At 69.2% G+C, this 25,849-nt stretch carries 22 protein-coding genes; 9 read left to right on the top strand and 13 right to left on the bottom strand.

The annotated features are described in order from the left end of the window. Positions 1-1,242 (top strand): lactate racemase domain-containing protein, encoded by a 1,242-nt coding sequence (locus tag QHF83_RS14520; protein ID WP_282418414.1) that lies wholly within the window; start codon positions 1-3, stop codon positions 1,240-1,242. Here QHF83_RS14520 and QHF83_RS14515 read toward each other — a convergent pair. Genes QHF83_RS14515 through QHF83_RS14505 form a run of 3 tightly spaced genes read right to left on the bottom strand, consistent with a single transcriptional unit; the run spans position 1,237 to position 3,976 of the window. Beyond that, on the bottom strand, positions 1,237-2,031 hold the full coding sequence (locus QHF83_RS14515; RefSeq protein WP_282418413.1) for an ATP-binding cassette domain-containing protein: 795 nt from the start codon (positions 2,029-2,031) through the stop codon (positions 1,237-1,239). The two genes, QHF83_RS14520 and QHF83_RS14515, sit on opposite strands and share 6 nt — an antisense overlap. Continuing rightward, positions 2,028-3,017 (bottom strand): ABC transporter permease, encoded by a 990-nt coding sequence (locus tag QHF83_RS14510; RefSeq protein ID WP_282418412.1) that lies wholly within the window; start codon positions 3,015-3,017, stop codon positions 2,028-2,030. The genes QHF83_RS14515 and QHF83_RS14510 overlap by 4 nt, the downstream gene beginning before the upstream one ends. Positions 3,018-3,019: 2 nt before the next feature. After that, the gene (locus QHF83_RS14505) at positions 3,020-3,976 is read right to left on the bottom strand and encodes a sugar ABC transporter substrate-binding protein (RefSeq protein WP_348980446.1); all 957 of its coding nucleotides are present in this window, start codon (positions 3,974-3,976) and stop codon (positions 3,020-3,022) included. 132 nt (positions 3,977-4,108) lie between these two features. On the opposite strand from QHF83_RS14505, the gene QHF83_RS14500 reads away from it, so the two are divergent. Further along, positions 4,109-4,942: an inositol oxygenase family protein gene (locus QHF83_RS14500; protein WP_282418410.1), complete on the top strand. Its 834-nt coding sequence runs from the start codon at positions 4,109-4,111 to the stop codon at positions 4,940-4,942. Between the two features lie 54 nt (positions 4,943-4,996). Here QHF83_RS14500 and QHF83_RS14495 read toward each other — a convergent pair whose 3' ends face one another. Continuing rightward, entirely contained in the window at positions 4,997-6,409 is a 1,413-nt protein-coding gene (locus QHF83_RS14495) for an FGGY family carbohydrate kinase (protein WP_282418409.1), read from the bottom strand. A gap of 79 nt (positions 6,410-6,488) precedes the next feature. Here QHF83_RS14495 and QHF83_RS14490 point away from each other — a divergent pair, with 79 nt between their 5' ends. Then, positions 6,489-7,070: a hypothetical protein gene (locus tag QHF83_RS14490; RefSeq protein WP_282418408.1), complete on the top strand. Its 582-nt coding sequence runs from the start codon at positions 6,489-6,491 to the stop codon at positions 7,068-7,070. A 5-nt stretch (positions 7,071-7,075) separates the two neighbouring features. Here QHF83_RS14490 and QHF83_RS14485 read toward each other — a convergent pair whose 3' ends face one another. The 5 genes from QHF83_RS14485 to QHF83_RS14465 all read right to left on the bottom strand — a co-directional run bounded on the left by QHF83_RS14485 (position 7,076) and on the right by QHF83_RS14465 (position 13,653). After that, positions 7,076-9,355: a molybdopterin cofactor-binding domain-containing protein gene (locus tag QHF83_RS14485; protein ID WP_282418407.1), complete on the bottom strand. Its 2,280-nt coding sequence runs from the start codon at positions 9,353-9,355 to the stop codon at positions 7,076-7,078. Further along, a complete protein-coding gene (locus QHF83_RS14480; RefSeq protein WP_282418406.1) occupies positions 9,352-9,819 on the bottom strand; it encodes a (2Fe-2S)-binding protein in 468 nt (155 codons plus the stop codon). Before QHF83_RS14480 ends, QHF83_RS14485 begins: the two co-directional genes overlap by 4 nt. After that, positions 9,816-10,460 carry an Isoquinoline 1-oxidoreductase subunit gene (locus QHF83_RS14475; protein WP_282418405.1) on the bottom strand — a complete coding sequence of 215 codons (645 nt, stop codon included), beginning with the start codon at positions 10,458-10,460 and terminating at the stop codon, positions 9,816-9,818. Before QHF83_RS14475 ends, QHF83_RS14480 begins: the two co-directional genes overlap by 4 nt. Before the next feature lie 58 nt (positions 10,461-10,518). After that, positions 10,519-13,125, bottom strand: coding sequence for a hypothetical protein (locus QHF83_RS14470; RefSeq protein WP_282418404.1), 2,607 nt, complete (start codon positions 13,123-13,125; stop codon positions 10,519-10,521). A gap of 309 nt (positions 13,126-13,434) precedes the next feature. After that, positions 13,435-13,653, bottom strand: coding sequence for a hypothetical protein (locus QHF83_RS14465; RefSeq protein ID WP_282418403.1), 219 nt, complete (start codon positions 13,651-13,653; stop codon positions 13,435-13,437). A gap of 374 nt (positions 13,654-14,027) precedes the next feature. Here QHF83_RS14465 and QHF83_RS14460 point away from each other — a divergent pair, with 374 nt between their 5' ends. Next, on the top strand, positions 14,028-14,570 hold the full coding sequence (locus QHF83_RS14460; RefSeq protein ID WP_282418402.1) for a glutathione peroxidase: 543 nt from the start codon (positions 14,028-14,030) through the stop codon (positions 14,568-14,570). 582 nt (positions 14,571-15,152) lie between these two features. On the opposite strand, the gene QHF83_RS14455 is transcribed toward QHF83_RS14460, so the two are convergent. Continuing rightward, entirely contained in the window at positions 15,153-15,629 is a 477-nt protein-coding gene (locus tag QHF83_RS14455) for a DUF523 domain-containing protein (protein WP_282418401.1), read from the bottom strand. Positions 15,630-16,068: 439 nt separating this feature from the next. On the opposite strand from QHF83_RS14455, the gene QHF83_RS14450 reads away from it, so the two are divergent. After that, positions 16,069-16,392 carry a hypothetical protein gene (locus QHF83_RS14450; protein WP_282418400.1) on the top strand — a complete coding sequence of 108 codons (324 nt, stop codon included), beginning with the start codon at positions 16,069-16,071 and terminating at the stop codon, positions 16,390-16,392. Positions 16,393-16,938: 546 nt separating this feature from the next. Here the strand turns inward: QHF83_RS14450 and QHF83_RS14445 are convergent. Both QHF83_RS14445 and QHF83_RS14440 read right to left on the bottom strand, forming a co-directional pair. Continuing rightward, entirely contained in the window at positions 16,939-17,658 is a 720-nt protein-coding gene (locus QHF83_RS14445) for a ferritin-like domain-containing protein (protein WP_282418399.1), read from the bottom strand. Beyond that, complete coding sequence (locus QHF83_RS14440; protein ID WP_282418398.1) at positions 17,651-18,088, bottom strand: hypothetical protein; 438 nt, start codon at positions 18,086-18,088, stop codon at positions 17,651-17,653. Before QHF83_RS14440 ends, QHF83_RS14445 begins: the two co-directional genes overlap by 8 nt. 146 nt (positions 18,089-18,234) lie before the next feature. Here QHF83_RS14440 and QHF83_RS14435 point away from each other — a divergent pair, with 146 nt between their 5' ends. After that, the gene (locus QHF83_RS14435) at positions 18,235-19,152 is read left to right on the top strand and encodes a LysR family transcriptional regulator (protein ID WP_282418397.1); all 918 of its coding nucleotides are present in this window, start codon (positions 18,235-18,237) and stop codon (positions 19,150-19,152) included. Between the two features lie 236 nt (positions 19,153-19,388). Next, positions 19,389-19,874 (top strand): hypothetical protein, encoded by a 486-nt coding sequence (locus tag QHF83_RS14430; protein WP_282418396.1) that lies wholly within the window; start codon positions 19,389-19,391, stop codon positions 19,872-19,874. Between the two features lie 75 nt (positions 19,875-19,949). Here the strand turns inward: QHF83_RS14430 and QHF83_RS14425 are convergent, their stop codons facing one another. After that, a complete protein-coding gene (locus tag QHF83_RS14425; protein ID WP_282418395.1) occupies positions 19,950-23,465 on the bottom strand; it encodes a hypothetical protein in 3,516 nt (1,171 codons plus the stop codon). A gap of 300 nt (positions 23,466-23,765) precedes the next feature. On the opposite strand from QHF83_RS14425, the gene QHF83_RS14420 reads away from it, so the two are divergent. Continuing rightward, positions 23,766-24,479: a response regulator transcription factor gene (locus QHF83_RS14420; protein ID WP_282418394.1), complete on the top strand. Its 714-nt coding sequence runs from the start codon at positions 23,766-23,768 to the stop codon at positions 24,477-24,479. A 3-nt stretch (positions 24,480-24,482) separates the two neighbouring features. Beyond that, positions 24,483-25,847, top strand: coding sequence for a HAMP domain-containing sensor histidine kinase (locus QHF83_RS14415; RefSeq protein WP_282418393.1), 1,365 nt, complete (start codon positions 24,483-24,485; stop codon positions 25,845-25,847). Positions 25,848-25,849 lie beyond the last annotated feature (2 nt).

Here is a 25,849-nt window from a genome sequence, read left to right as displayed (position 1 = left end):
ATGCTGATCGGCCAGGGTTCTCCCGGGCAAACCCTCCCGGACGAGGCCGTCCACCGGATCCTCGACGAGGCGCTCGCCACGCTCCCGCTCACGGGCAAACGGCTCCTCGTCATCATCCCCGACGCGACCCGCACGGCGCCGATCCCGCTCGTGTTTCGGCTCCTCCATACGCTCCTCGCCGGACGTGTCTCGCGCCTCGATTATTTGATAGCGCTCGGCACACATCCGCCGATGGATGAATCCGCCATCGAAAAGCTCGTCGGGAAAGACGCGCCGGGGCGCGGCGATGGGCGGACCTCGATCTTCAATCACGCGTGGAGCGATCCGGGAGCGCTGGCGACCATCGGCGTGATCGGCGAGGACGAGATGGCGCGCCTGACCGGCGGGCTGCTCGCCGTCGCGACCGAGGTGAGGATCAATCGCAGGATCTTCGACTACGATCGGATCCTGATCTGCGGCCCGGTGTTCCCGCACGAGGTGGTGGGTTTTTCCGGGGGCGCCAAGTATCTGTTCCCGGGCATCGCGGGGCGCGAGATCATCGACACGACCCACTGGCTCGGGGCGCTCTCGACGAGCATGTCGACGATCGGCGTCAAGGATACGATGGTCCGGCGGGTGATCCACCGCGCGGCCGAATTCGTGCCGGTGCCCGTGCACTGCGCGGCCCTCGTGCTCCGCGGAGCGGATCTCCACGGGCTTTACGTCGGCCCGCACGCGGAGGCGTGGAGCGCGGCGGCCGATCTCTCGAATGCTCTCAACATCGTCCACACGAAGCGGCGCTACGAGCGCGTACTCTCGCTCCCCTCGACGAAATACGAGGACCTCTGGACCGCGGCCAAGGCGATGTACAAGACGGAGCCCGTGATCGAGGACGGCGGCGAGGTGATCATTTACGCGCCGCACCTGGCCGAGGTCTCGTTCACCCACGGCGCGCTCATCGATCGGGTGGGCTACCACGTGCGGGATTATTTCCTCGCGCAATGGGACCATTTCCGCACGGTCCCCCTCTCCATCCTCGCGCACAGCACCCACGTGAAAGGCGCGGGCAGCTACGACGCAGAGCAGGGAGAACGGCCGCGCATCCAGGTGACGCTCGCAACGGGCATCCCGGAAGAGCGCTGCCGTCGGATCAACCTGGGCTTCGCCGATCCCCGAGGGATCGAGCCGGCGGCGTGGGAGGGGCGGGAAGACGAGGGGATCCTGCTCGTGCGGAACGCGGGCGAGGTGCTTTATCGGTCATGAGGCGCGGAGCTCGTGCTGGAGCTGCTCGAGCTCTTCGCCGCCCGCCATGCGCCGCACCAGCTCGTCCCGCGAGATCTCCGCCTTGGTGAACGTCCCCTCGCAGCGGCCCCGGCTCAGAATGGTGAATCGATCCCCGACCATGTGCGCGTGGTGCGGGTTGTGCGTGATGAGAATGACGCCGCACCCCCGCGTTCGCGCCTCCATCACGTACCGGAGGACGATGCCCGCCTGCTTCACGCCGAGCGCGGACGTCGGCTCGTCGAGCACGAGCACCCGCGCGCCGAAATGGATCGCCCGCGCAATCGCGAGCGCCTGGCGTTGTCCGCCCGAGAGCGCCGAGACGGGCACCGACATGTCGCGCAGCTCGACCCCCATTCGTTTCAGCTCGGCGCGCACCACCTCCTCGCCCTCGCGCAAATCGAGCCGCCTGAGCGGCCCCACGCCCCGCGTGGGCTCGGCGCCGAGGAAGAAATTGCGCACGACCGAGAGCATCGGGACCATCGCGAGGTCCTGGTAGACGGTGGCAATGCCGCGGGCGAGGGCGTCCCGCGGCGAGGAGAATCGCACGGGCTCGCCGTCCACGAGCAGGCGCCCCTCGTCCGGCGGATGGACGCCCGAAAGCGTCTTGATGAGCGTCGATTTGCCGGCGCCATTGTCCCCGAGGACGCACAGGATCTCGCTCGCATACACGCGCATCGAGACATCCTCGAGCGCGGTGATGCGGCCGAACCGCTTGGTGATGTGATCCGCTTCGAGGATCGGTGCCTTGCCATTCGTCTCGTGGCTCATCGCCGCGCCTCCGCCGCGCGCATCTGGACGGAGCTGTTCAGGAGCACCGCCAGGATCAGGACCGCGCCGAGAAAGACCTTGTACCAGTCCGAGTCCACGCCCGAAAACACGATGCCCTGCTGCACCATGCCGAAGAGCAATGCGCCGCAGGCCGCGCCCACGACGGAGCCGCGGCCGCCCGTGAGCAGCGTGCCGCCGAGGACCGCGGCGAGAATGGCTTCGAGCTCCTTGCCCGTGCCACGCAAAACGTCGGTGCCGCGGAATTGCACGGTCTGAAACGTGGCGACCAGGCACGCGGCGAGCGCGGTGGTCATGAAAAGAAGGATCTTGACGCGGTCGACCGGAATCCCCAGCCGGCGCGCGGCGTCCGGGGCTCCGCCAACCGCAAAGATCCAGTTTCCCGGGCGCGTGCGCACGAGGACCCACGTGGCGAGCGCGGTGAGGCCCAACCACCAGAGCAGGGTGATCGAAAAAGGCCCGATCTGCCCGGCGAAGAGCTTCTGCGCCGTGCCGAATCCGCCCGCGTCCTCGAGTCCGCCCACCTGGGTTCGTCCGGTGATGAGGCGGGTCGTGCCAATCGTGCCGCCGGCCAGGATGAAGAGCGTGCCGAGGGTGACGATGAACGAAGGCAGGCGCGTGCGAGTCACGATGAGGCCATTGACGAGGCCCACGCAGACCGCGAGCGCAGCGGCCGCCGCGATCCCGGCCCATAACGGCCAGCCGAGCTCGGTCGTGCAAAGCGCGATGGTCATTCCGCTCGCGGCCATGGTCGAGCCAATGGAGAGATCGAACTCGCCCGCGATCATGAGCAGCGCGACGGGCGCGGCCAGGATGCCGAGCTCGGCGGCGATCGCGAGGTAACTCGCCGTGCCGGAGAGGGTCAAAAACCCGGAGTCACCCGCGGTGACGGCAAAAAAGAGCCATGCGGCCACCACCGCGGCAACGACGCCGAGCTCGGGGCGGACGAGCCAATTGCGCGCGGACACGACTAACGAATGCCTTTCTTGCTCGCGTCGATCACGGACGCCGCGTTCTCCTTCGTGACGAACGAGGGCCCCGTGGGGATGGCCTCCGCCGCGGGGAGCAGGCCGTGCCGCGTGTATTGCGCGAGCAGGACGACGGAGAGATAGCCTTGCAAATATTGCTGCTGATCGATGGCGAACGAGATCTGCCCGTCGCGGACCGCCGCGAGGACATCGGGCGAAAGATCGAAGGTCGCGACCTTGACCGCGCCGAGCCGGTTCGCTTGCCGGAGGCCGGCGAGGGCCGGGTGCACGCCCGGCGGGCCCAGCGTGAAAATGCCATCCACGTCGGGCGTCAACGCGGCCATGATTTTTTGCTGCGTGTCGGTGGGGCTCGTGGCGTTCACCGCGAGCACGCGGCCCTTGCCCCCCGCCTTTTCGAGCGCGTCGAGGAAGCCGCGGCAACGCTCGTCCTGGGAGATGTTGCCGACCTCGTGATTCACGCAGATCGCGTGGCGTACGCCCTCCTTCGCCATGCGCTCGCCGCCTGCTTTCCCGGCGTCGTATTCGCTCTGGCCGATATGCAAGAGCGCGCCCATCTTGCGCGCCTCTGCGCCGCCGGCGTTGATGCTGATGACGGGGATTCCGGCGTCTCGGGCGGCCAGGAGTGAACGCGCGAGGGCGCTGGGATCCGGCACGGAGACGATGAGGCCGCTCGGCTTGCGGGCGACCTCGGCGTCGATGAGGCGGCTCATCGCGACCATGTCGAAGGTCTGGGGCGCCTGGTACGTGACCTTGACGCCCATGTCCTTCGCCGCCTGGTCGATTCCGTTCTTCACCACGGACCAGAATGGATCGGAGGCCTGGCCGTGGGTGACGACCGCGACACGCGCCTCGACGCTCGAATCGCGCGTGGTCGCGCTCGCGTGCTCGCCCCTGCCGCACGCGACGGCGACGAGGGCGACGAGGCAGCCGAGGAGCATCCACAACGCAGGGCGGCGGGCGGAGAGCTCTCTTTTCATGTTCCCCATTTCCTCGCGGAGCCCCCTGCGCCGCGACCTTTCGAGAATCCTAGCGCCGCCCGGACCGCCGCGCTATTGCCCTGGACAATGAGCGTGACCGAGCACCTTGGGCAGATCCATGACGGGAAACGAGCAGCCGCCACGACAGGGAAGAAGGAAACCTCGGAGTTTCGCGATTACCGCGCCGAGGCGAGGCCCAGCGTCAAGGAGCTTTACCGGCTGAACCACGAGAACCAGACGCTCTCGTTCGTCGAGGACAAGAAGCGGCAATACCTGAGCCTGGATCGGCGCCGGGCAGACATGTGGGAGGTGCTCGAGCTGCTCGATCGGCTGGTCGACGACAGCGATCCGGACACGGAGCAGTCGCAGATCGCGCACGCGCTCCAGTCCGCGGAGGCGGCGCGGCGCGACGATCAGCCTCCGTGGTTCATCCTGACGGCGCTCATTCACGACGCCGGCAAGGCGCTTTGCCTTTGGGGCGAGCCGCAATGGGCCGTCGTGGGCGACACGTTCCCCGTGGGCTGCGCGTTCTCGGACCGGATCGTCTTCCCCGAGCTCTTCGCGAAGAACCCGGATCGGCAAGACCCGCTCTACCAGACGCCGTGCGGGGTTTACGAGGAGGGCGCGGGGCTCTCGAAGGTCCACATGTCGTGGGGGCACGACGAATACCTTTACCACGTGGTGAAGGATTACCTGCCGATCGAGGCCCAGTACATGATCCGGTATCACTCGTTTTACGCGGCCCACCGCGAGGGCGCCTATGGGCACCTGATGAACGAGCAGGATCGGCAGATGATGGAGTGGGTGCGGCGGTTCAACCCGTACGATCTCTACTCGAAGGCCGACGCGCCGCCGGACGTGGCGAAGCTCAGGCCCTATTACCAGGACCTCATCGCGAAGTATCTCCCCGCCGAGCTCCGCTGGTGATTCGCTGAAAGAGGGCAGGGGGCTGCCCCGAAGCGGTGGCCCCGTGCGCCCGGCTCACGAATAAAGCCTTCGATAAAGCTCGATCTGCCGCTCCTTCGCGGCCCGATAGATCTCGGCGACCTCCCGCCGCGGCTCGAAGATCCGGGACGCGGATGGGGCGAGTGATGCGAGGGATCCCAGGCCCCGCGCTTCCAGCGCCAGCATGGCCGCGCCGCGCATCGTGGCCTCGTCGCCCATGAAATGCACGGGCGTCTGCATCGCGTCCGCGAACATCTGGGCCCAGGCGGGGGAGGCGGAGAGCGCGCCGCCTCCAGCGTACAGTGCGTCGCTGCCGCCAAGCGCGTCGTGGATCTGCGCGAGCCGCAAAGCGATCGATTCGTACAAGGCCTGCACGATGTCACGTGGGGTCGTGGAGAGCCGCAAGCCATGCAAGGTGGCCGTGGCATCCGGCCGATAGCCGGGGCTGCGTTCTCCCGCGAACATGGGCAAAACGGTGAGCCCGTGCGCGAAGGGCGCGCCGAACACGAGCGGCTCGTCGTCGAGCTTCAGATGCGCGCGCGCCCAGGCGTGGGCATTGCCCCCTTCGCTCGTGGCGCCTCCGATGAGCTCGCGTGTCTCGTCGATGCGATAGGCCCAGAGCCCCTTCGGCACGGGGCACGGCGGCCTCTCCGCGACGCGCATCTGCCGCAAGGCCGCCGTCGTCCCGACGGTCAGCGACGTGCTTCGAGGCGAAATCGCGCCGCTGCCGACGTGCGCCGCCGCGCCGTCCCCGATGGCCGGGAGAAACGGCGCGTCGCGGAGCGCGGGCCAGCGCTGCGCATGAGCGGGCGCGAGGCCCATCTCGACATGCCGAGAGCCGGCCACGGGTGGGAGCTTTTCCGGCGCGAGCCCGAGAATGCGCAGCCATTCGGTCGAAAAGCTCCCGGATGTGCGGTCGAGCAGGCCACTCCACGAGGCGACCGAAGAGCTGCACGGGACCTCCCGGCCGAACCAGGCGCGATGGAGATACGTGCCGAAATCGAGCCACGTCGCAGGCATGATCCGCCCGCTCCGAGCATACCAGCGCAGGCGCGCGGGGTGATATGCCGTATGCAGCGGGCAGCCCGTCGCCTGAACCAGATGTGCCGCGTCGACCTCGGTCCGCAATGCCTCGACATCCGCGGCCGGGCGGGTGTCGGCATACGTGAACACGGGCGTCACGGGCTGGTTTTGGGCATCCACGCCGAGCAAATTCCCCACGAACGTCGCCATCGCGACCGCCTCGATCGGCGGCGCGTCCGTCACGATCCGGTCGACGCACCCTTCGACGGACGCGCGCAGCTTCCGCGCATCCACCTCCGCGGTGCCGTCCGCGGCTACCGTGAAGGCATATGGCTCGGCCGTTTCGCGGTGGATACGCGCGCTCCCGTCACAAATGGCGGCGCGCACCGACGAGCTGCCGACATCGATCACGAGGACGTGCGCCATGCGGATTTCCTAGCCCGGATCGCGCCCCTCGGCATCCCGGGCGCTTGCCACCGGGGCGACAGGCCTGGCAAGCTGAGGCATGGCGTTCCTGGACCTCGCGCCCTCGCCTCGGCGCATGCTCGTCGCGGCGAGCGGGCTCCTCTTGCTGCTCGGGTGCAAGGACCTGGGGCCGGAGGAGCCGAAACGCGCTTCCGCGGGCATCGGGGCGGCCGCGGCGCCCCTTCGTTCACCGCCTCCGTGGCTCCCGCCCAATTACACCGAGATTCCCTGGTCCGAGGTGGTCACGCTCATCCAGAGTCAGGCGGTCGACCGCGTGCTCGGGACCCGGACCCGCCGCGTGTACGTGGTCAAGAGGGAGGGCCAGAAACACTACACCACCGCGCCCAGGCTCGGCGACCTGGCCAAGCTCATGGCGCAGTTCCCCCGCGAGGAGCTCAGGTTCCTCTACCGGGACGACATCGAAGAGATCTCCTGGGCGGAGGCCGAGTCCCGCATTCGAAACAAGCAGGTCGTCTCGGTCTCGACCTCCCATTTCAACATGGTGTCCCTGAGCATGCCTGGGGGAGGGTATCCCCTCGCCATCGCGCCCTCGGAGCGCGACGTGCGAAAGCTCATCGAGGAGGTCGACCCTTCGGGCAACCTCCTCGGCGCCGTCGAGTAACGCGCCTACGCGAAGAGCCCCCGCACGATCGGCACCTCGCGGATGCGTTTGCCCGTCAAGGCGAACACCGCATTCGCCAGCGCCGGGCCCACCGGCGGCACGCCCGGCTCGCCCACGCCGCACGGAGGCCCGTCGCTCGGCACGAGGTCCACGTGGATCTTTCGCGGGACCTCACCGATCCGCGCGATCCGCGCGTCCCGGAAGTTCGATTGCTCCGCCCTGCCGCCCTTCATGGTGATCCCGCCGAAGAACGCATTGCTGATCCCCATGACCACCGAGCCCTCCATCTGCGCGCGGGCGCGGTCCTGGTTGACCACCGAGCCGGCATCCATGCAGATCCAGGCCTCGTCGACGCGGACCTTGTTCCGCTCGTCGGGCACGACGGCCAGCACGACGGCCGTGTACGTGACGAAGCTCCGATGCGCGGCGAGCCCGTAGCCGCGGCCGTCTTTCTTTCGCCCGCTCCAGTTCGAGGACGCCGTGACCCGCTCGATCACGCGCCGCAGCCGGCCCGCGTCGACCGGGTGTTTTTCGAGTTTTTCCCCGTAATTCACGAGCTTCTCGACGCCGAGGTCCTGAAGGCTCATGGTCCGCGGCGGGCCGATGATCTCGAGCCACACGTCCCGCGGATCGGCCCCGCGCGCGTGCGCGATTTCGTCGATCATCGAGCCGATCCCGAACGCGTGGAAGATGTTGTACACGGACCGATACCAGCCGATCCGCACGTGCGCCTGCGCCTTGCAGCCCTCGGCGCGGACGTTCGGCACGTCGAGCGCGACATCGAGCACGCCTTGCTGGAGATCCGTGATGGCCGGTTTGTCGACGTCGCCGAACGTGGAGGCGATCGGCGGGAACGCGGTCCGATGGTGCCAGGCGATCACCTTGCCGTTCGCATCGAGGCCCGCGCGGAGCCGCTGCGCGTTCACCGCGTTGTAATAGTCGTGGTGGATGTCGTCCTCGCGTGTCCATTGCACGCGCACCGGCACGCCCGCCTCGCGCGCGAGGAACGCCGCTTCCGCGGCGAAATCCGCCTTCGATTTTCGCCCGAACCCGCCGCCGAGCAGCGTCACGTGCACCGCGACCGCGTCCTCGCCGAGGCCGAGTATCTTCGCCACCTGCGTCCGCGCCGCTTGCGGGTGCTGCGTCGGCGCCCAGACCTCGCAGCGCCCGCCCGCGACCCGCGCGAGGGCCACCGGCGGCTCCATCGGCATGTGCGCGAGGTGCGGGACCACGTACTCCGCCTCGACGACCCGCGCCGCCTTGGCGAGCGCGGCATCGACGTCCCCGACGTTGCGGTACGGCGTCCCCGCCTCGCGCACCGAAGCGAGGAGTTTTTCCCGGTACGTCGCGGAATCGTACACCGCGTTTTCACCGGGATCCCACGTAATGTCGAGCGCCGCGCGCCCGCGCATCGCGGCCCAGGAGTTCTCCGCGAGCACGGCGATGCCGCCCCACGGCTGGAATCCATAAGGCCGCGTCGCCGCGGGCATCTCGACCACCCGCTTGACGCCCGGGATCTTCATGGCGCGCGACGCGTCGTACCGGGCGACCTTCCCGCCGACCACCGGGGGCCGCGCGATCACCGCGATCAGCATGTCCGGCAGCTTCAGATCGGCCCCGAACACCGCCTGACCCGTCACGACGGCCGGCCCGTCGAGGAGCGGCAAGACCGGGCTGTTCACCCGCGTGAGCTCACTCTTCGGCCGGAGTTTTACGTCCTCGCGCTTGGGCACGGGCAATTTGCCCGCCGCTTCCGCGAGCTCGCCGAAGCCGAGCGAGCGTTTCGTCGGCGCGTGGTGGACCATGTTCCCCCGCGCCTCGCACGTCTCGGGCTTCACCTTCCATTTCGCCGCCGCGGCCGCGACGAGCATCGTGCGCGCGGTGGCGCCGACGTACCGGAGGTCATCGTAAAACTTCCGGATGCTGCTCGATCCGTCGGTGTTCTGATCCCCGTACTTCTTGTCGCCGTCGGCCTGGCGAATCACGACGCGCGCCATGTCCGCGCCGAGCTCGTCGGCGATGAGCACCGGAATCGAGCTGCGCACGCCCTGGCCCATTTCGGAGCGGTGACAGACGATCGTCACCGTCCCGTCCGGCGCGACGTGGACGAACGGGTTCGGATGCAGCCCCGGGCCGTCCTCGGGCGCCGCCGCCCTGGGGCTCGGCCCGGCGCGGCCGCTCGGCTCGTCGGCGAGGGCAGGGAGGCCAATCGCGAGCCCCGCCAGGGAGAGGTTCAATCCGACGAGGAACGATCGCCGGGTCACGCGCACGACGCCCTGGCTCATCGTTCGCCCTCCGGCATCCCGGCGGCCTTGCGGATCGCCGCGCGGATCCGCGGATAGGCGCCGCATCGGCACAGGTTCCCGGCCATCGACTGATCGATCTCGTCGTCCGAGGGTTTTGGCTTGGCCTTGAGCAACGCGGCCGCCGTCATGATCTGCCCGGCCTGGCAAAACCCACATTGCGGGACGCCGAGCTCGACCCACGCGCGCTGGAGCGGATGACTTCCCTCCGGCGCGAGGCCTTCGATCGTCGTCACGGCGTGGCCGTCGGCGCGGCGCACCGGGGTCACGCACGCGCGCACGACCTGCCCGTCGAGGTGCACGGTGCACGCGCCGCAGAGCGCCTGACCGCAGCCGTACTTCGTGCCGGTCAAACCGAGCACGTCGCGGAGCGCCCAGAGCAGGGGCATTTCGGGGTCGACATCGAGCGTCTTTTCAACGCCGTTCACGCGGATACGCACGCTCATGGTCTCGCCCCCTCCGCGGGGCACTCGGCCCCGGACTCCGCCCAGGCCGCGACGATCGCGCCAAACTGCTCCTGCGTCCCCGGGACCGGCTCGCGATCGGCCCCCGGATGCCATCCCCAGCCGACGAGCGCGTCGTGGGCATTGTGCTCGACGATCGCGGCGAGGGCCTTGCCGCCGTTCCGCTTGGGATCCTTGATCTGCTCGCAGATCTGGCGCGGCGACTTGCCGACCCACGCCATCTCGATCGGCGCGAGCGCCCAGTGGGGCGCGCCGGGGACGCGGCTGAGCTCCTGGTTTTTGTCCTGGTGGCAGCTCGTGCATTCCATCCCGACGACGCCGTGGTTGTCGGGCCCACGGACGGACGGCGGGTCATGGAGCTGCATGTTCATCCCCTGGTGGGGGATGTCGCCGTTCGGATGGCAGTTCACGCAGCGGGGGTGCGTGAACACGCGGCTCGCTTCGAGAAAGAGGGCGCGGGATCGCTCGCGGGTGTCCTCGATGCTCGCGAAGTCGGAAGGCGCGCGGAGCTCGTTCGGCGCGACCTTGCGAAGGGCCGTGGGGCCTTTCGGCCCGTCCGCCGTCGGATTTCCGCAGCCGGCGAGCACGAAGGCCACCGCAAAAGGCAGGAGCCGCTGGTGCATGTGCGTGAGTAAGCACGGATGGCACGAGCAGGCAACCGGACGCGTGTCGTGAAAAACCTCAGGGTCTGTCGAGGGCAGACCGAGGGTGACGGCGACGGCACGATGCGAGGAGAGAGCCGAGGACGAGCAGGACGAGGGCTTCGGGGGACGAGGACGAGGCGGCGAGGTGGCAGGCGCATCCGCTTTCACTGCCGCTGTCGCCGCCGCTTCCGCCTGCGCTTCCGCCCGCGCCTGCGCCTCCGCCTCCGCCCGCGCCCGCGCCTGCGCTTCCGCCCGCGCCTGCGCCTCCGCCTCCGCCTCCGCCGTCCATCTCCACGAATCGCCCGAACACGCGCTGCGCGCCGAACGGCTCTCCCGGGACGAACCGCGCATACGCCACGAGGGCCTTGTCCGCGTTTTCCGCCGCCATCACGGGCGCCCCCTCGACCCAGGTGGGCTCGGCCGAGAGCGGGACGATCGGCGTCACCGTCCCGTCGGCCTCGATCGTCCTCGCCACGAGGTCGACCGCGGCCGGGTCCGTGGGCGCCGTCAGGACGCGGAACGCGACGAGCGCGCGCGGACCCACCGCGACGAGGGCGGGGCACGTGCCCTGAACGTAGCCGTGGTACAGCACGGCGTCGTCGCAACTGCCGCGCGGGAGATCCTCGCCGATCGAGAGCCCCTCGGGGTCGAGGACCATTCCGTCGGAGGTCACGCGCGCGGCGCGCAGATTCACCCGCCGCTCTGCAACCAGCTCCTGCCAAACGACGACGTGGTGCGTTCCCGTGAACACCACGTCGGGCCCAATCGTCGGCAGGGCGGGGTCGGTGGGCGCCACCGGAAAACCGCCCGGATCGAGCGGCTCTCCCGCGGGGGTCAGGCGGCCGGCGCGAATGCCCGTGCTGGAGGACCAGGTCACGAGGAAGTTCGTCCCATCGAACGAGAGGGCAGGGGTGCCGCCGGCCCATTCGGCCGGGGCCGCGGACAGGTCGATCATCGGGGAGACGACGCCGTCCTGGCCCACGCGGAACGCGTGGAGATTGCCCGCGCTCGCGCCCACGAACATCAGGCCCGCGCCGTCCGAGGCCGCGTCGTTGTATTCCGGGAGCTCGATCGGCGTGGAATCGAGCACCACGCCTGCCGCGCTCAAGCGCGCCGCGCGCGCCGCGAGCGGATAGCCGTACGGAGGATACGCCAAGTCGGAGCCCCACACGACGAGGGTGTTCTTCCCGTCGAAGAACGCGCGGGGCTGCATCTGGACGTTGTCGCCGGCGAACACGGGGATGCTCTGCGGATCGAGCAGGGTCCCGTCCGGAGACAATCGCGCGGCGTGGATGTCGTACCACTTCATGCCCTGCTCGAAGGAGCGATCGTCGGTCCACACGACCACGTGGTTCGTGCCATCGAACGCCACCGAGGGCTGAAATTGCTGATTGGCGCTCTGCGAGACCACGATGCGCGGCTCGTCGAGCGCGGCGCCCGAGGGGTCGAGGCGCGTACCGATGATGTCGCCGCTGTTGACGTCGTTGATGCTGTGGCTCTGCTGCGTCCAGAGGACGAGGGATCCCACGCCCGTGCTGGCCACGGCGAACCCCTCGACGTCCGGGGCGAGCGACGCGCCCGGCGGAGAAGCAAGCGGGATCCCGGCCGGGGAGAGGCGCACAGCGTGCAGCGTGGTGGAGTCGCCCGGGCTGTAATCGGCCCACGCGAAGATCGTATTCACGCCGTCGTGGGCGCCGACGAGGCCCGAGGGATACGTCTCGAAGCTCGATACCTGGATCGGGCTCGGATCGAGCATCACGCCCGAGGACGAGATCCGCGCGGCGTACACGCCGCTGGAATGGGCCCAGCCGAGCACGTACGCGGCGCCGTCGTGGACGAGCACGGCATTGCTGGCCTGCGGGTCGGCGACGAGGACGAGGTGCGAGGGATCGAGCGGGGCGCCGGACGCGGAATAACGGCGCCCGCGAATCTCGCCGTCCTTCCAGACCACGAGCCAATCCGTGCCGTCCGTGGCCACGGCGGGTCGCGCATAGTCGGGTGCGTCCTCGGCGGGCGCCACGAGAAAACCGCCGGGATCGAGCACGGTGCCATCGGCGGCGACACGCGCGGCGCGGACCTCGCAGTTCGAGAACGGGCAGGTCTTGTCCCAGACGACGAGGGAGCCATTGCCATTGGAGGCGATCTTCGCCCGGACATGTTCATCCTCCGCCACGAGGATCCCGCCGGGATCGAGGGCCGTGCCGGCCGCGTCGACGCGCATCAGGCGCACGCTCGAAGGGGAGGTGCCGTCAATCTCCACGGTGCTGCCCTCGTAGGCGAGGAGGAAGTTCGTTCCGTCATGGGCGAGCGAGGGTGAGCGGCCGTCGGCGAGGTGGAGGCCGTAGGGATCGACGAGGGTGCCGTCGGGCATCACGCGCGAGCCGAAGATGCGCTCGCGGCCATTGCGGTGGTCCTGCCAGACCGCGAAGTACACGCCGTCGCCGAAGGCCACCGCGGGGCGCACTTGCACTTCGGCCGCGAAGCCGGGGAGGGGCTCACCGAGGCCCATCTCGGGGCCGATGACGGTTTCGAGGGCCGCGCGAGCAGATCCGAGCGCGGGGGGCGCGGGCTCGTATTCACCGCAGCCGACGAGGAGCAGGGAGAAGAGGGACGGCGCGAGGAGGCGGGTCAGGTGATGGCGCATGGTGGCACTCTGGACCAGGGTACCCCGGGATTCGTTTCGGGATCCACGGGCTCGCGAGGCGACTTCCTGCCAAACGCGCCATCAGGGCTCTTCGCTCTCGGGCTCGCGGGCGTGGCAATGCCAGCGCAGGCGGGTGAGCGGTGGCCCACATCCTGCACCACCATGGAATCGGACGTCCAGGTTGTGCCAGCGTGGGCTGGTGCAGGGCTGGGGTTCAGAGGGAACTACATGCGACTTGCACTTGTTTCGCTCGTATTCGTTCTTGGCTGCGCCTCCGGGGTCCTCGGGGGAGAGGGTGGCACAGATGGCTCATCCGAAGCCGACGCCCGCCGCGGCATGGGCGGAGCCGGTGGCGTCGGCGGCGCGGGTGGAGCCGGTGTTGGCGGGTGCGGCGTCGGCGGCGTCGGCGGCGGCGGCGGGTGCGGCGTCGGCGGCTTCGGCGGTGCTGGCGGGGGCGGCATCGGCGGCGACGGCGGAGCCGGCGGGGGCACCATCAATTGTTTGGGAAAGACTTACCTCGGCCCTCAACTTGCCCAGGACTCCCTGAAGCCTGGCTCGACCTGGGTGCCAGACGAGGACCCATCCACCGTGGACTGTCCTCCGTTCACCGAGCTCGAGGACTCTTCGGAGCCCAATGTTTGTTGGGAGAGCGGGGGGACCGCCGAAACCTACGAAGGGATGACCGGGTGCCTTTACACGATCAACATTTGCTGCCTGTAGCGGCGGCATTCACATGACCACGATCGTCCGAGGAGCCGCCGCTCTTCCCTGGCCCTAGCTCATTTCGAGCGGCCGCTTCTCGGTCGGCGTCGGCAATGGCGCAGACGCCGTACAGCGTGGAGCCCCCACGCAAGGGCAATCCGGGCTGGCGTCGCGGCCCGTCCTCGGGTATGGCGATCCCCATGCTCAACAAACTGGTAGGCGTCGTGAACCGCGCCGTATACGGCAAGGCCCCCGAAGGCGGGCCGACCTCCCTGCAGGAGCTCTCGCTCCAAAGGCTCGACGGAGCGCCGCTCCCCCTCGAAGAGCTGTCGGGCAAGGTCGTGCTCTTCGTCAACGTCGCCAGCCGCTGCGGCCTCACCCCGCAGTACGAGGGCCTGGTGAAGCTGCAGGAGCGTTACCACGATCGCGGCTTCCTCGTGGTAGGCGCACCTTGCAACCAGTTCCTCGGGCAGGAGCCCGGGTCGGCCACGGAGATCGCTCAGTTCTGCTCCACGACCTACGGCGTCGACTTTCCCCTCCTCGCCAAGCAAGACGTGAACGGCGCAGAGCGCAGCCCACTCTACCAGTGGCTCATCGGCAGCAAAGCGGGCGGAGGCGCAGACATCTCCTGGAACTTCGAGAAGTTCCTCGTCGGTCGCGACGGCGCCGTCCGCGCGCGCTTCTCCCCGCGAGTAACGCCCGAGTCGCCCGAAGTCGTGCAAGCGATCGAAGCCGCGCTCTAACCACGACGCTCCCCCCCTCCCTGGCGTCGCCGCGCTGGGGCGTTGCCCCAGGCCCCACCAGGGGCTATCCGCCCCTGGACCCGGACCAGCGCAAGCGCTGGACCCAGGGTCGATGAACTGCGCGATGCGCAGTTCATCGAACACGTAGACCCTGCCAAGCAAGACCGCCGCGCTGACCTTTCGATCGGCAACGCCGTCCCGCCGTTAGGGAACACCAGCCCGCCCTCGTGGAACGCCACCCCGCCGTTAGGGAACACCAGCCCGCCCTCGTGGAACATCGCCCCGCCGTTAGGGAACACCAGCCCGCCCTTGCGGAACACCAGCCCGCCCTTGCGGAACGCCATCCCGCCCTTGCGGAACGCCATCCCGCCCTCGTGGAACGCCATCCCGCCCTCGTGGAACGCCACCCCGCCCTCGTGGAACATCGCCCCGGCCTTCCCGAAAACGATCCCGCCCTCGCGGGACATCGCCTCACCCGCCGGAAAGGCCCTTCCGCGACCGAGGAGTGAGCCGCTCGAAGCGGCGGATGCATGGGCCGCTCACGAGCGGCTGCCCCAGTACCGGGAGCGGGAGCGGCGGCGCTCAAAGATCCTCGTCGGTGATGACCTCGATCCCCTCACGCAGCAATGCAGCTGCGGTGACCCCGTCCCCTTCGCGAAGGGTACGCGAGAACGTTCCATCGAAGACGGCGCCGCATCCACACGACGGCGATCGAGCCTTCAGAATGGCGAGGCGGCACCCTGCGGCGCGCGCGCGCTCCACCGCAATACGAGCCCCCGCCAGGTACTGAGGGGTGACATCGTCCCCCGCGTCCGTGAGGACGCGGGCTCTCCCGCTCAAGACATCGTTCCCATCGCCTCCCACGGTCTCGGCAGGAGGCCGAGGAATTCCAAGGCCCCCTTCAGCCTCCGGACACACGAGCACGGCCCGCCCCTCGCGAAGCAACTCGAGGACGCGGTCGCGCGCGCGGTGATTGCCGTCATACGCGCACGCGCGGCCCGCAAGACAGGCCGATACGAGGATCTGCGCGCCGGGATCATCGCTCGAGCGGTCCTTCATGCCCGAACCCTACCACGAGCTCACGAGCCCCATGGGTTTCGCCGCCACGCTGGGGCGTTGCCCCCGGGCCCCACCAGGGGCGCGCTCGTCGTCACGTTCCTCCCGTTCTCCTCCCCAGCAGAGGACCCGCCGGCACGTTTCCGACCGTCCACATCTAACGATATTGTATTGATCCTTGCGGAGCCTGCGGGTAACGTCACCTCACGACAACCGAGAGGAAGACGGGGATCCATATCCAAGCTGGACCAGATTCCGCGTGCCGCGAAGCGTGACATCGTGAAGAAGATCACAGTCAACCTCGAGGCCCGCGCCGCCCGGAAACGCGGACGCAGGGGGCGCGGGCTGAAGCGGGAGCGGCTAGGAGCAGTACTTCACGAGCTGGTCGAGCAAAAACGAACTCCAATCTCATCGACAAGCAAGAACGCGAAGGGGGTCTTCGATGAAGGGGAGCATCCACGAGGTGTATCCAATGCGCTTCTCGGCAAAAGCCGTCACGCTTGCTGCCATTTCGACAATCGCCTTCGTGGCGTGTGGTGATTCTGAATCGCGTACGGGCGCGGCGACTACGGTGGCACCTGCGATCAAAGAAATCACGGCCACGACGAAAGAACCTGCTCGACCTCTTGCGCAACCCTCGCCCCCTCCATCGACAGCGGGAAGCGCTCCCGAGACCGAGCATGAACCCGAGCCCTCGGAAGAGCATCCCAACGAGCAGGAACGTGAAGCCTGCAAGAAAAATCCTCTGTGCAGCATCCTCGAGTAACCCACGGTAGTCAGGAAGAAACAAACCATGAGATACCTTGCCACTGTCACTCTCATCAGCATTTTCTTCATGGGATGCCTCGGCTCATCCGAAACCGTATCGAACGAGGATTCCTTCGCCCCGACGGCGACATCTGCAACGAAGGATCTTCTTTGTGGCGACGATCCTCTTTGTAGCGTCCTCGATGTCGCCGCAGAGAATGTCCCGATGAATGAGGCCGCTTCTTCACCCGGGTGCAACGGCAACGCGGCCCATGTTGCATCATCCACCGCGTCTGACCCCGCAACTGCCGCATGCATCGACGGATACACCTACTGCTCTGCCGCGGGATGCATGGGATGCTGTAATGGCACGTATCATTACGCGAACGCATGCCTCTATGGCGTACACTTTTGGTGCAACGGAATCAGGTACGATGCAATCAGCTGCTGGCCCCTCGGCGAAGCAGTGGACGATGTAAACGAGTAGTTCGCTGCTCGAGGTCGAGCGCGCACGAACGAGCGCGCTCATCGGCGCAGGTCGCGACGCGCTGGTGCGGAGCGGGAGTTACGGCAGCCTCTCCGAGAGCCACGTTTCCCCCCGCCCCGTGTCGACGCCGAAGCGCCGCAGCCCCGGGAAAACCACGAGGGACATGGTGTCGCGAAAGATCCGCTTCCGCTCGGCGCGATCCAGCGCGCCGAGGCCGGAGAGCGCCTCCTGTGCCGGGTGCTCGGCCCAGGACGAGAAGAGCTCCTCGGATACCGTGCCGGCGAGCATCGCCGGGAGAGAGGGGCCCACGATATCCACGGCGCCGCGCTCGTGCTCGGCCGCGAGGTGCGCCCACCCGAGCCGCGCGTGGTCGACCTCGTCGCGAAGGATGTGCTGCATGGTATCGCGCACCAGCGGATCGGTCGCGCGCGCGACGAGCTCGCCGAGCAGCGCCGCGCTCAGCGTCTCCGTGACGCACGACATCGCGACGACCTCGTAGCGCAGCCGCTCACGCGGCCCGAGCCCGCCGGGCGTGACCACGCGCGCGGCGGGCACCGGCCCGAGCTCGAAGGGGCCACCCCCGAGCTCGCGCACGAGCCCCGCGCATCGTTCCGCGTGGCGCCGCTCGTCCTCGGCTGCCTCGCGGGCCATCGTGATCACGGGCGCCACGGCGCCGCACGCCGCGAGCTCGCCCGCGAGGCGCGTGAACCGCGCGGACGCTTCGAGCTCGGCGCGCGCGCGGTGCCGCCAGATCTGCGCCGCGGCTTCGCGCGCGGTCGCGGTGCCGACGTCAGCCACCGCAGCAGCCTGCCCCGGCATTGCCCGCCGCGCAGAATCCGGCGCAGCAAGGCTCCGAATTGAGGCAATTGTCGGCCCAGCAGCACGGGCAACCGCAAGGATCGCCGGGGTCGGCGGTGGGCAGCGAGCATTCGAGGCTGCTCGCGCCGCCCGCGCCACCGCTCCCCGACGTCGCGCTCTCGCCCCCTGCGCCGCCTGCGCCGCCCGCGCCGCCGCTCCCCGACGTCGCGCCTTCGCCGCCTGCGCCGCCGCTCCCCGACGTCGCGCCTTCGCCGCCGCTTCCGCCCGCTCCATTCCCGCCGTTCGGGCTGCTCGTGCCCGCCGCGCCACCTTCGTTGCCGCTTCCACCGTCGCTCGCGTGGCTGCACGCAGGGAGACCGAGCGCCGCGCCCCCCAGGACCAGGACATTGAAAAGTTTTTCGATGTTCATTGCATCCCTCACGTCAAGCAGACTGGATTTCCGGGCGGAAGACCGTGCGCCGCACGGATCCCCCGCTGGTTCTTCCTAGGATGCGCCCCCTCGAACGTCCTGTGAATCGGAATGTTCGATACTGTATCGTTCGGGACGACCGAACGATGATCGACACCTCCGGCTCCAACCTCCCCGACCTCGAATCGCTCCGCTGCTTCCTGGCCGCGGCGCGCCACCTGAGCTTCCGCGTGGCGGCGCGCGCGGTCGCGCTATCGCCCGCGGCGTTCAGCGATCGCATCCAGCGCCTCGAGGACACGCTCGGGGCGTCCCTGTTCGACCGCACGACCCGCCGCGTCGCGCTCACCGCAGCGGGCGAACGCCTCGTGCCCGAGGCGCAACGTTGCCTCGATCAGGCGCGGCGGTGCGGCGAGGTCGTGCTCCGCGAAGACGGCGCGCCGATGCCTTACGAGCTCACGATCGGCACGCGCTTCGAGCTCGGCATGAGCTGGCTCGTCCCCGCGCTCGACGCGCTCGACGCGGCGCGCCCCGAGCGCAGGCTCCACCTTTATTTCGGAGACACGCCGGACCTCGTCCGACAGGCGCAGCGCGACGTGATCGACGCCTTCGTCTCGAGCGCGCGGCTCTCGGACGCTGGGTTTTCGTACGCGCGCCTGCACGAGGAGCGATACGTCTTCGTGGGGCAACGGCAGCTGCTCGCGCATCGCCCCCTCGCGTGTCGAGAGGATTGCGCCGCGCACACGCTGCTCGATGTGCACCGCGACCTGCCGCTCTTCCGCTACTTCCTGGACACCCGCCCGGGAGGCGAGGACTGGGCATTTCGGCGCGTGGAGTACCTCGGCACGATAGGCGCCGTGCGGCTCCGCGCCCTCGCAGGAGCGGGGGTCGCCGTGCTGCCGCAATACTTCGTGGCGGCGGATCTTCGACGGGGCCGGCTCGTGTCGATCTTGCCGAGGATGAAGCTGCCGATCGACTGGTTCCGGCTCGTCTGGCGGGAGGGGCACCCGCGAGAGGCGGCGCTACGAAAGCTGGCCGAGGACCTCGTCGCGCGGCCGCTCCGGTGACGCCGATAATGCCCGTCTGCTCCGAAAGATCCGGATGCGGGCGCGTCGGTCCGGCCGCGAAGGCAGCCATCCCGCCCGTCGCCGCCGACGCGCTCGTCGTGCGGGGCGTGGTAACGGAATTGACCACGCTCGTTCCGATCCCGAGACGCGCAACGAGCACGTTTCCGCAGTGGTTTCCAGCTCATGCGGTCGTTTTGGGTCTTGTCCGTGCCTGCATTTCGTGCGAGGGGGACGGAATGCGTACCTTCCTCTTGCTCTTCATGGTGACTGCGGTCTCGTTGGCCGCGTGCGGCGATGACAAGACCGGCGGCGACGGCGGCGCCGGCCCCGGCGGTTCTGGTGGTAGTGGCGGTTCCGGCGGCGGCAGCGATGGCGGCGGCGGCACCGGTGGTCAGGGCGGCGGGTCGTCGACCGGCGGCGGGTCGGCCGCCGGCGGGAGCGGCGGCGGCAGCGCCTGCGCCATCCCGGCGGGCGTCGAATACAACGACATGGGGTGCCTCACGTATACGGGCGCGGCCGCGCTCTGCGGGTTCCCGTCCGACGGGACCGCCTGCGAGCTCGCCGTGAGCTGTATGGCCTCGACCGATGAAGGCCAGTGCAACATCAACTGCGAGATGGGCACCACCATCAAATGCTACAAGGAAGCCGACGTGCAATGCCTCGTGAGCGCGGTTTGCGCCGGCGACTGTGATGCATTGAAGGCCTGCGGCTTCGTTCTCTGACGGAGCCGCAGCTTTCGCTTGTGGGTTGGATCTGGCCCCGGGGCGCGCGCCTCCCCGGGGCCTCGTCGTGTAGGCTCAGCCCGTCGGGTGAGACCGCCGCGCGCCGCCTGCGCGCCGCTTGACCGACAAGAGAATCCCGAGCGCGCCCAGGAGAAGCAGCGACGAAGAGGGCGCTCGTTCTGCGTCCTCTACGCTGTAGCTACAGCCGCCGCCGCCAGGGGGGATGGTCCCGCCGCCCGGACCCGCGTCGGAGCCGGTTCCCCCGTCGATCACCTCGCTGCCACTATCCGCGCCCGCGTCGAGCACCTCGCCGGCATCCGTTCCGGCGTCGGGCTCCTCGCCGCCGTCCATTCCCGCGTCGGGCTCCTCGCCGCCGTCCGTCCCAGCGTCCTGCGGCTCGACCGCCTCCATGCATGTCCCCGCGGAGCACACGTTCGTCCCATCGCCGCACGTCGTGCCGTCGAGCGGGGCGCAGACCCCATCGGCCGGCGCGCCGGCCGCCACGCTGCACGCCATGCAGTCGGTCGTGTCGCCGCCGCCGCATGCCGTGTCGCAGCAAACGCCGTCCGAGCAAAAGCCGCTCGGGCAATCGCCGCAGGTCGTGATACGCGAAAGCCGCACGCGAACCGAATCGTAGGGGGCGCCCTCCACGAACCGCGAGAATGCCGCGAGTGTCTCGCCGTCGCCGCGCGAGGCGAGCTCGACGGGCTTGACGATGCCAGGCTCGGTCGAGATGTCGAACGGCGCGCTGACCGTCCCGTCCGGAGCGACGGTCACGCCCCGGAGGATGTCGTGCCGCGCGGAAGCCCCGGGCGCGAACCGCGCGACGACGAACACGCTCCCGTCGAACGCCACCGAAGGACGCTGCTCCCAATGACTGAAGCGACATCCGTTGTAGCCGAGCGGGTCCGGGTGCTCGTCGAGCAAGAGCCCCTGGGAATCGAGGATCATTCCATCCGGCGTGACGCGCGCCGCGCGCTCGCGGGTGACCTTCGTCCCGAGATCGAAGGCCCTCCAGGCGATCAGGTAGACGCCCCCGCCGAACGCGACGTTGAAACCACAAAGCATCTCGTTCGGAATCGCGACCGTGAGGCCGCTCGGATCGAGCATCGTCGCGTTCGCGTCGAGGCGCGAGGCGCGCAGGATCGTCGGATTGCCGGATCCGGTGCCATTCGGGTCCGCACCCCAGACGTACAAGGAGCTCGCGCCGTCGGAGGCGAGCGCGCCGCTGAAGCCCCAGGGCAGCGCCGAGAGCTCGGTGACGCTCCCTTGCGCGTCGATGCGGAAGGGGATCCGGGCGCTGTAGAGTCCGCCGAATGCATATTGAAGCACGAGCAGCGTATCGCCCGCGACCTTCGTCGCCGCGACGACCTGGTACTCCCCGAGCTCGATGGGCGGGTTGTCGAGCAGCATCCCCTGGCTGTCCACGCGCGCCGCTCGGAGCGAGTTCTGCTCCTCCACAGCCCCCGCCTGGCGGTCGAACGCAGACCAGACGAGGAGGGTCGACTGCCCGTCGGAGATCACGCGTGGATCACGCTGGTGGAGCGGGCCTGTGGCCATGGGCAGCCCCGACGTGTCGAGCGCCTGCCCAGCGGGAGAGATACGCGTCGCCACGATGTCCATGGATCCCGGCGCCGCGTAGTCGCGATCGTCTTCCCAGGCGACGACGTAATTCTGCCCATTCCAGGCGAGCGATACGTCCGTCTGGCTGTTCGCGCTCGCCGAGATCAGGACCGGCGTCGCATCGATCTGCGTTCCATCCATCGCAAAGCGCGCCCCCACGATGTCGGCGAAGTCGGGCGCGCCATAATCGGTCGACGCGAACGCGGACCAGGCGAAAAACGCGTTCGTCCCATCGGAGGTGATGGCCAGGTCCCTGCCCGTCGTCGTGAGGATGCTCGGCGCCGGATCCAGAAAACTTCCCTGCGCGTCCAGCCGAAGGAGCCTCAGCGTTCCGCCAGCTTCGACGAGCTCCACCTCCCATCGGCTGCTCGACGTCATGAGGAACCCGGAGCTGGTCTCGACGAGCGCGACGCCCATCAGCTCATCGTTCACGGGATCCGTGATTGCGAGCGTGTTCGGCGCCCCGAGCGGCGCGGCCGCGGCCGACACGCGGAGCGTATGAAATGTCCTCTCGGTCCAGGCCGTCTCCCACGCGACGAGATGGTTCGTCCCATCGAAGACCACGGCCGGCGCGCTGATGAACTCGTCACCCGTCGGAACGCCGGCAACCGAGGGCGCGAGGTCGACGCCGCTCGGGTCGAGCACGACCCCCTGGGCGTCGATACGCGCGCCACGGAGATTGCCGTTCGAATGCCACACCATCAGCGTGTCCGCGCCCGCGGCCGCGAGCCCGAGCCCGCTGAAACTCCAGGTCGGACCCGTGACGGAGACGATGCCGCCCGGATCGAGGACGGCGCCTGCCGGTGTGATTCGCGCGTGGCGGAGGCCCGCCGGGGCATCGGTGCTCGACCAGGCCGCGACGAACTGCCCCGCCGCGTAGGTGACGCCGAATCCCTGGCCTGCGGAGCCGACGCTGCCAATCGTGATCGGGGTCGGGTCGAGCACGGCGCCGCTCGGATCCACGCGCACGGCCTGGAGCTCGGCGCCGCTCCGGAACGCGACGAGGAACACGCCTCCACCCACCGCGACGCGCGGCTCGTTGCCCGTCGCGAGGCCGAGCCCGTACGGATCGAGGACGGTCCCGTCCGGCATGACACGCGCGCCGTAAATCGTCGCCGGCGCGCCGCGGCCGTCGTACCAGACGGCGAGGTGCTGCGTGCCGTCGAAGGCCACCGAGGTCGAATTCTCGGCGAAGCCGGCCGGGCCGAAGAGGGGAGTATCCGTGCCCGTCTCGGGTGAAATGAGCGGATCGAGCACGGCCGGGTAGGCGGACGTCTCCACGAGGTTCGCGGCGACGCGCATTTCGAGGCCCCCGGGCACGGCGCGCACGGGCACGTCGGCGCGGACGCCGCGGGCGTCGATCCACGTCGCATGCCCGACCCGGGCGCCGAGCCCGGTCGCGCGATCCGCGAATCGATGCCCCGCCGTGCCTTCGCCTGCATACGCCTGGCCGGAGACCCGGAGGCGAACGGTGACGTCACCCTCGCCCTCGGGGCGCGCGGGGAACGTGTAACTCAGCTCCACGCCTTCCGGCATGGGCCTCAGGTGTTGCGCGACCTCTCCCCGGTCGATGACCAGCTCGCCTCCCGCGTCGACGGCCGACTTCGCGGCGGACGCGGCATGGCCGAGCGAGCGGCTGCCGCGCGTGACGTCCGTCGTTTCGACGCGGAGCGGCGACGGGCGCGCGGCGGGGGTGTTTGCCCTACCGTCGGCGAGGGGTGCGAGCTCGAATGCCTCCGTGGAGGCGCGCACGGCATAACGGTCCCCTCCGGCGGTCCATATGCCCTCGCTGCCGCGGAAGGCGGGGAGGAGCGGGGCCGGCGACCCCGCGGCGGCGGGCGAGGGCGCGCGCGGCGGCGTCGCCACGACGGCGAAGGCGGCGGCGGAGAAGAGAAACAACCCGCGGGAAGCGAGCCGTGCGGTGCGTGGAGGCCTCATCGGCCGATGCATCCCAGAGCGATCGTTCATCGAGAGTTTTTCCTTTCTCGTCGAGCGTGCGGTCGATCGGACATGTTCGAAGGCCCTACGATCGGGCTTGCAAGGAAATGGGCATGACGCGGCGAAGCTGCATCACGCCCAGTTTTCCACGATGCTACACGCCGGTCTGGACCAGCACCATCGTGCTTCCGCGATGAGCAGGGATTGCGCGGGCGTGCTCCGGAGGGAGAGCTTCGCTCCCCAAGGCCCGCTCCGGCCCGTTCGTCCGCCTCATGTTAAGCAACTGTTAGCGACGCACTCCGCCCGCGGCGCGGGTGGTAGTCTGCGCCGATGATGCCCGTGGAGAGAACCTCGACCTCGATCGTGTTCATCGAGGACGACGAGAAGCTCGCTCGACTCACGGCGAGATACCTGGAATCCCACAACGTCCGCGTCACGTTGGCGACCGATCCCCGCGACGGCATCGCCGCCGTCCTGCGCGAGCACCCCGACGTCGTCCTCCTCGACCTCATGCTCCCCGAGATCGACGGCTTCGAGGTTTGCCAGCGCCTCCGCGCCCGCGTCCACACCCCGATCATCATGGTAACCGCGCGCGGCGAAGAGGCCGATCGCGTCATGGGCCTCGAAGGCGGCGCGGACGACTACCTGCCCAAGCCCTTCTCCGCGCGCGAGCTTCTGGCGCGCATCCGGGCGCACGCGCGCCGCGCCCGCGGCCTCGCGGGCCCCCCGGCCGAGCGCCAGATCGTCGCCGGCTCCCTCACCATCGACCCTTGCGCCCGCCGGGCCATCTTCGGCGAGACGGAGCTCGCGCTCACGACCTACGAGTTCGACCTCCTGCACGCCCTCGCCGAGCGGGCCGGGCGCGTGCTCACGCGCGAGCAGCTCGTGGATCTCGTGCGCGGCAGCGCGGACGAGGCCTTCGATCGTTCGATCGACGTGCACGTCTCGCACCTCCGGAAGAAGCTCGGCGACGACCCGAAAAACCCCCGGATCATCAAGACCGTGCGCGGCATCGGATACGTGTTCGCGATCGACCGGATGTGAGCCATGGCCCTCCGTGACGTCCTGCGCACGCGCCTGGCCCTCCGCATCTACCTCGTGGGCCTCGCGCAGTTCGCGGTGGTCGCGGCGGGCTTCATCGCGCTCCTCGAGATCAACCGGCCCAAGGGGTTTCCGCACGAACACCAGGTTCGCTTCTTTCACGAGATGATCACGCGGGAGATCGACAGACCGCGCGAGCTCCAGGGTGTGCTCGATCTCATGCAGCGGGAGCTGCACGCCTCGGTCACCGTGGTCGATCCGGACGGCGCCGTCTTCGCGACGAACGCGCCCGGCGCGCCCCGCTGTATGCCGCTCAGGCCGTGGAAACTCCTCGAGGATCGACCACCGCCACCACCTTGTCACGTAAAACCCGTGCGTTTTCCCGATGGTCGCGAGGGGCGCATCGAGCAATTTGCCCCGCATCGACCGCCGGGCCCGCCCATCACCGGGCCTCGCTTGATCACGATGGTCCTCGTGGTCGTGGGAATCTCGTCCTGGCTGCTCGCGCGCACGCTCACGCGGCCGCTGCGTCGCCTGTCTTCCGCGGCGCGCGCGTTCGGCGGCGGCGATCTGAAGGCCCGCGCCGCTCTGCCGAACCGCGACGAGCTCGGCGACGTGTCGCGCGCGTTCGACGAGATGGCCGAGCGCGTGACCGAGCTTTTGCGGGCCGAACGGGAGCTGCTCGCGAACGTCTCGCACGAGCTGCGCACGCCGCTCTCGCGCATTCGAATGGCCCTCGCGCTCGTCTCCGAGGCGGAGGGCGACGTCGCCGTCGCGCGGGAGATGCTCGGCGAAATTGCCGGGGATCTCGACGAGCTCGAGCGGCTCATCTCCGACGTCCTCACGGCCGCGCGGCTCGATCTCGAGGATGTGGAATCACACGCTGGCATTCCCCCGCTGCGCCGCGAGCGCGTCGACGTCCATGAATTGCTCACGCATGCCGCGTCGCGTTTCCGCGCGGCGCACCCCGAGCGGACGCTCAGGGTCGACGTGCCCGCGAATTTGCCCTCGGTGGACGCGGATCCCGTACTTTTGCGGCGTGTCTTCGACAACCTGCTCGAGAATGCCCACAAGTACACGGACAAGGCCTCGGAGGCGGTCGAGCTCGTCGCGCGCGCCGGCGAGGACATCACGGTCGAGGTGATCGACAAAGGCATCGGGATCGCGGCAGAGGACCTCTCGCGCGTGTTCCGGCCGTTCTTCCGGGCCGACAAGAGCCGCACCCGCGCGACCGGGGGGCTCGGCCTCGGGCTCCCGCTCGCGAAGCGGATCGTCGACGCCCACGGCGGCAAGATCGAGCTCGTCAGCGCGCCGAACGAGGGCACCCGCGCGCGCGTGCGGCTCCCGATTGCACATCTTCCGTCCGCTTAACA

Source organism: Polyangium sp. 15x6 (assembly GCF_029960785.1).
Classification (GTDB): Bacteria; Myxococcota_A; Polyangia; order Polyangiales; family Polyangiaceae; genus Polyangium.
This window is presented reverse-complemented; position numbering and strand designations above follow the sequence as displayed.

Bases quoted from the DNA above. Each gene is read 5' to 3' on its own strand.
- QHF83_RS14520 (WP_282418414.1), top strand. From the start codon at position 1: ATGCTGATCGGCCAGGGTTCTCCCGGGCAAACCCTCCCGGACGAGGCC.
- QHF83_RS14515 (WP_282418413.1), bottom strand. From the start codon at position 2,031: ATGAGCCACGAGACGAATGGCAAGGCACCGATCCTCGAAGCGGATCAC.
- QHF83_RS14505 (WP_348980446.1), bottom strand. From the start codon at position 3,976: ATGCTCCTCGGCTGCCTCGTCGCCCTCGTCGCCGTCGCGTGCGGCAGG.
- QHF83_RS14495 (WP_282418409.1), bottom strand. From the start codon at position 6,409: ATGGCGCACGTCCTCGTGATCGATGTCGGCAGCTCGTCGGTGCGCGCC.
- QHF83_RS14490 (WP_282418408.1), top strand. From the start codon at position 6,489: ATGGCGTTCCTGGACCTCGCGCCCTCGCCTCGGCGCATGCTCGTCGCG.
- QHF83_RS14485 (WP_282418407.1), bottom strand. From the start codon at position 9,355: ATGAGCCAGGGCGTCGTGCGCGTGACCCGGCGATCGTTCCTCGTCGGA.
- QHF83_RS14480 (WP_282418406.1), bottom strand. From the start codon at position 9,819: ATGAGCGTGCGTATCCGCGTGAACGGCGTTGAAAAGACGCTCGATGTC.
- QHF83_RS14475 (WP_282418405.1), bottom strand. From the start codon at position 10,460: ATGCACCAGCGGCTCCTGCCTTTTGCGGTGGCCTTCGTGCTCGCCGGC.
- QHF83_RS14470 (WP_282418404.1), bottom strand. From the start codon at position 13,125: ATGCGCCATCACCTGACCCGCCTCCTCGCGCCGTCCCTCTTCTCCCTG.
- QHF83_RS14460 (WP_282418402.1), top strand. From the start codon at position 14,028: ATGCTCAACAAACTGGTAGGCGTCGTGAACCGCGCCGTATACGGCAAG.
- QHF83_RS14455 (WP_282418401.1), bottom strand. From the start codon at position 15,629: ATGAAGGACCGCTCGAGCGATGATCCCGGCGCGCAGATCCTCGTATCG.
- QHF83_RS14450 (WP_282418400.1), top strand. From the start codon at position 16,069: ATGAAGGGGAGCATCCACGAGGTGTATCCAATGCGCTTCTCGGCAAAA.
- QHF83_RS14440 (WP_282418398.1), bottom strand. From the start codon at position 18,088: ATGAACATCGAAAAACTTTTCAATGTCCTGGTCCTGGGGGGCGCGGCG.
- QHF83_RS14435 (WP_282418397.1), top strand. From the start codon at position 18,235: ATGATCGACACCTCCGGCTCCAACCTCCCCGACCTCGAATCGCTCCGC.
- QHF83_RS14430 (WP_282418396.1), top strand. From the start codon at position 19,389: ATGCGTACCTTCCTCTTGCTCTTCATGGTGACTGCGGTCTCGTTGGCC.
- QHF83_RS14425 (WP_282418395.1), bottom strand. From the start codon at position 23,465: ATGAACGATCGCTCTGGGATGCATCGGCCGATGAGGCCTCCACGCACC.
- QHF83_RS14420 (WP_282418394.1), top strand. From the start codon at position 23,766: ATGATGCCCGTGGAGAGAACCTCGACCTCGATCGTGTTCATCGAGGAC.
- QHF83_RS14415 (WP_282418393.1), top strand. From the start codon at position 24,483: ATGGCCCTCCGTGACGTCCTGCGCACGCGCCTGGCCCTCCGCATCTAC.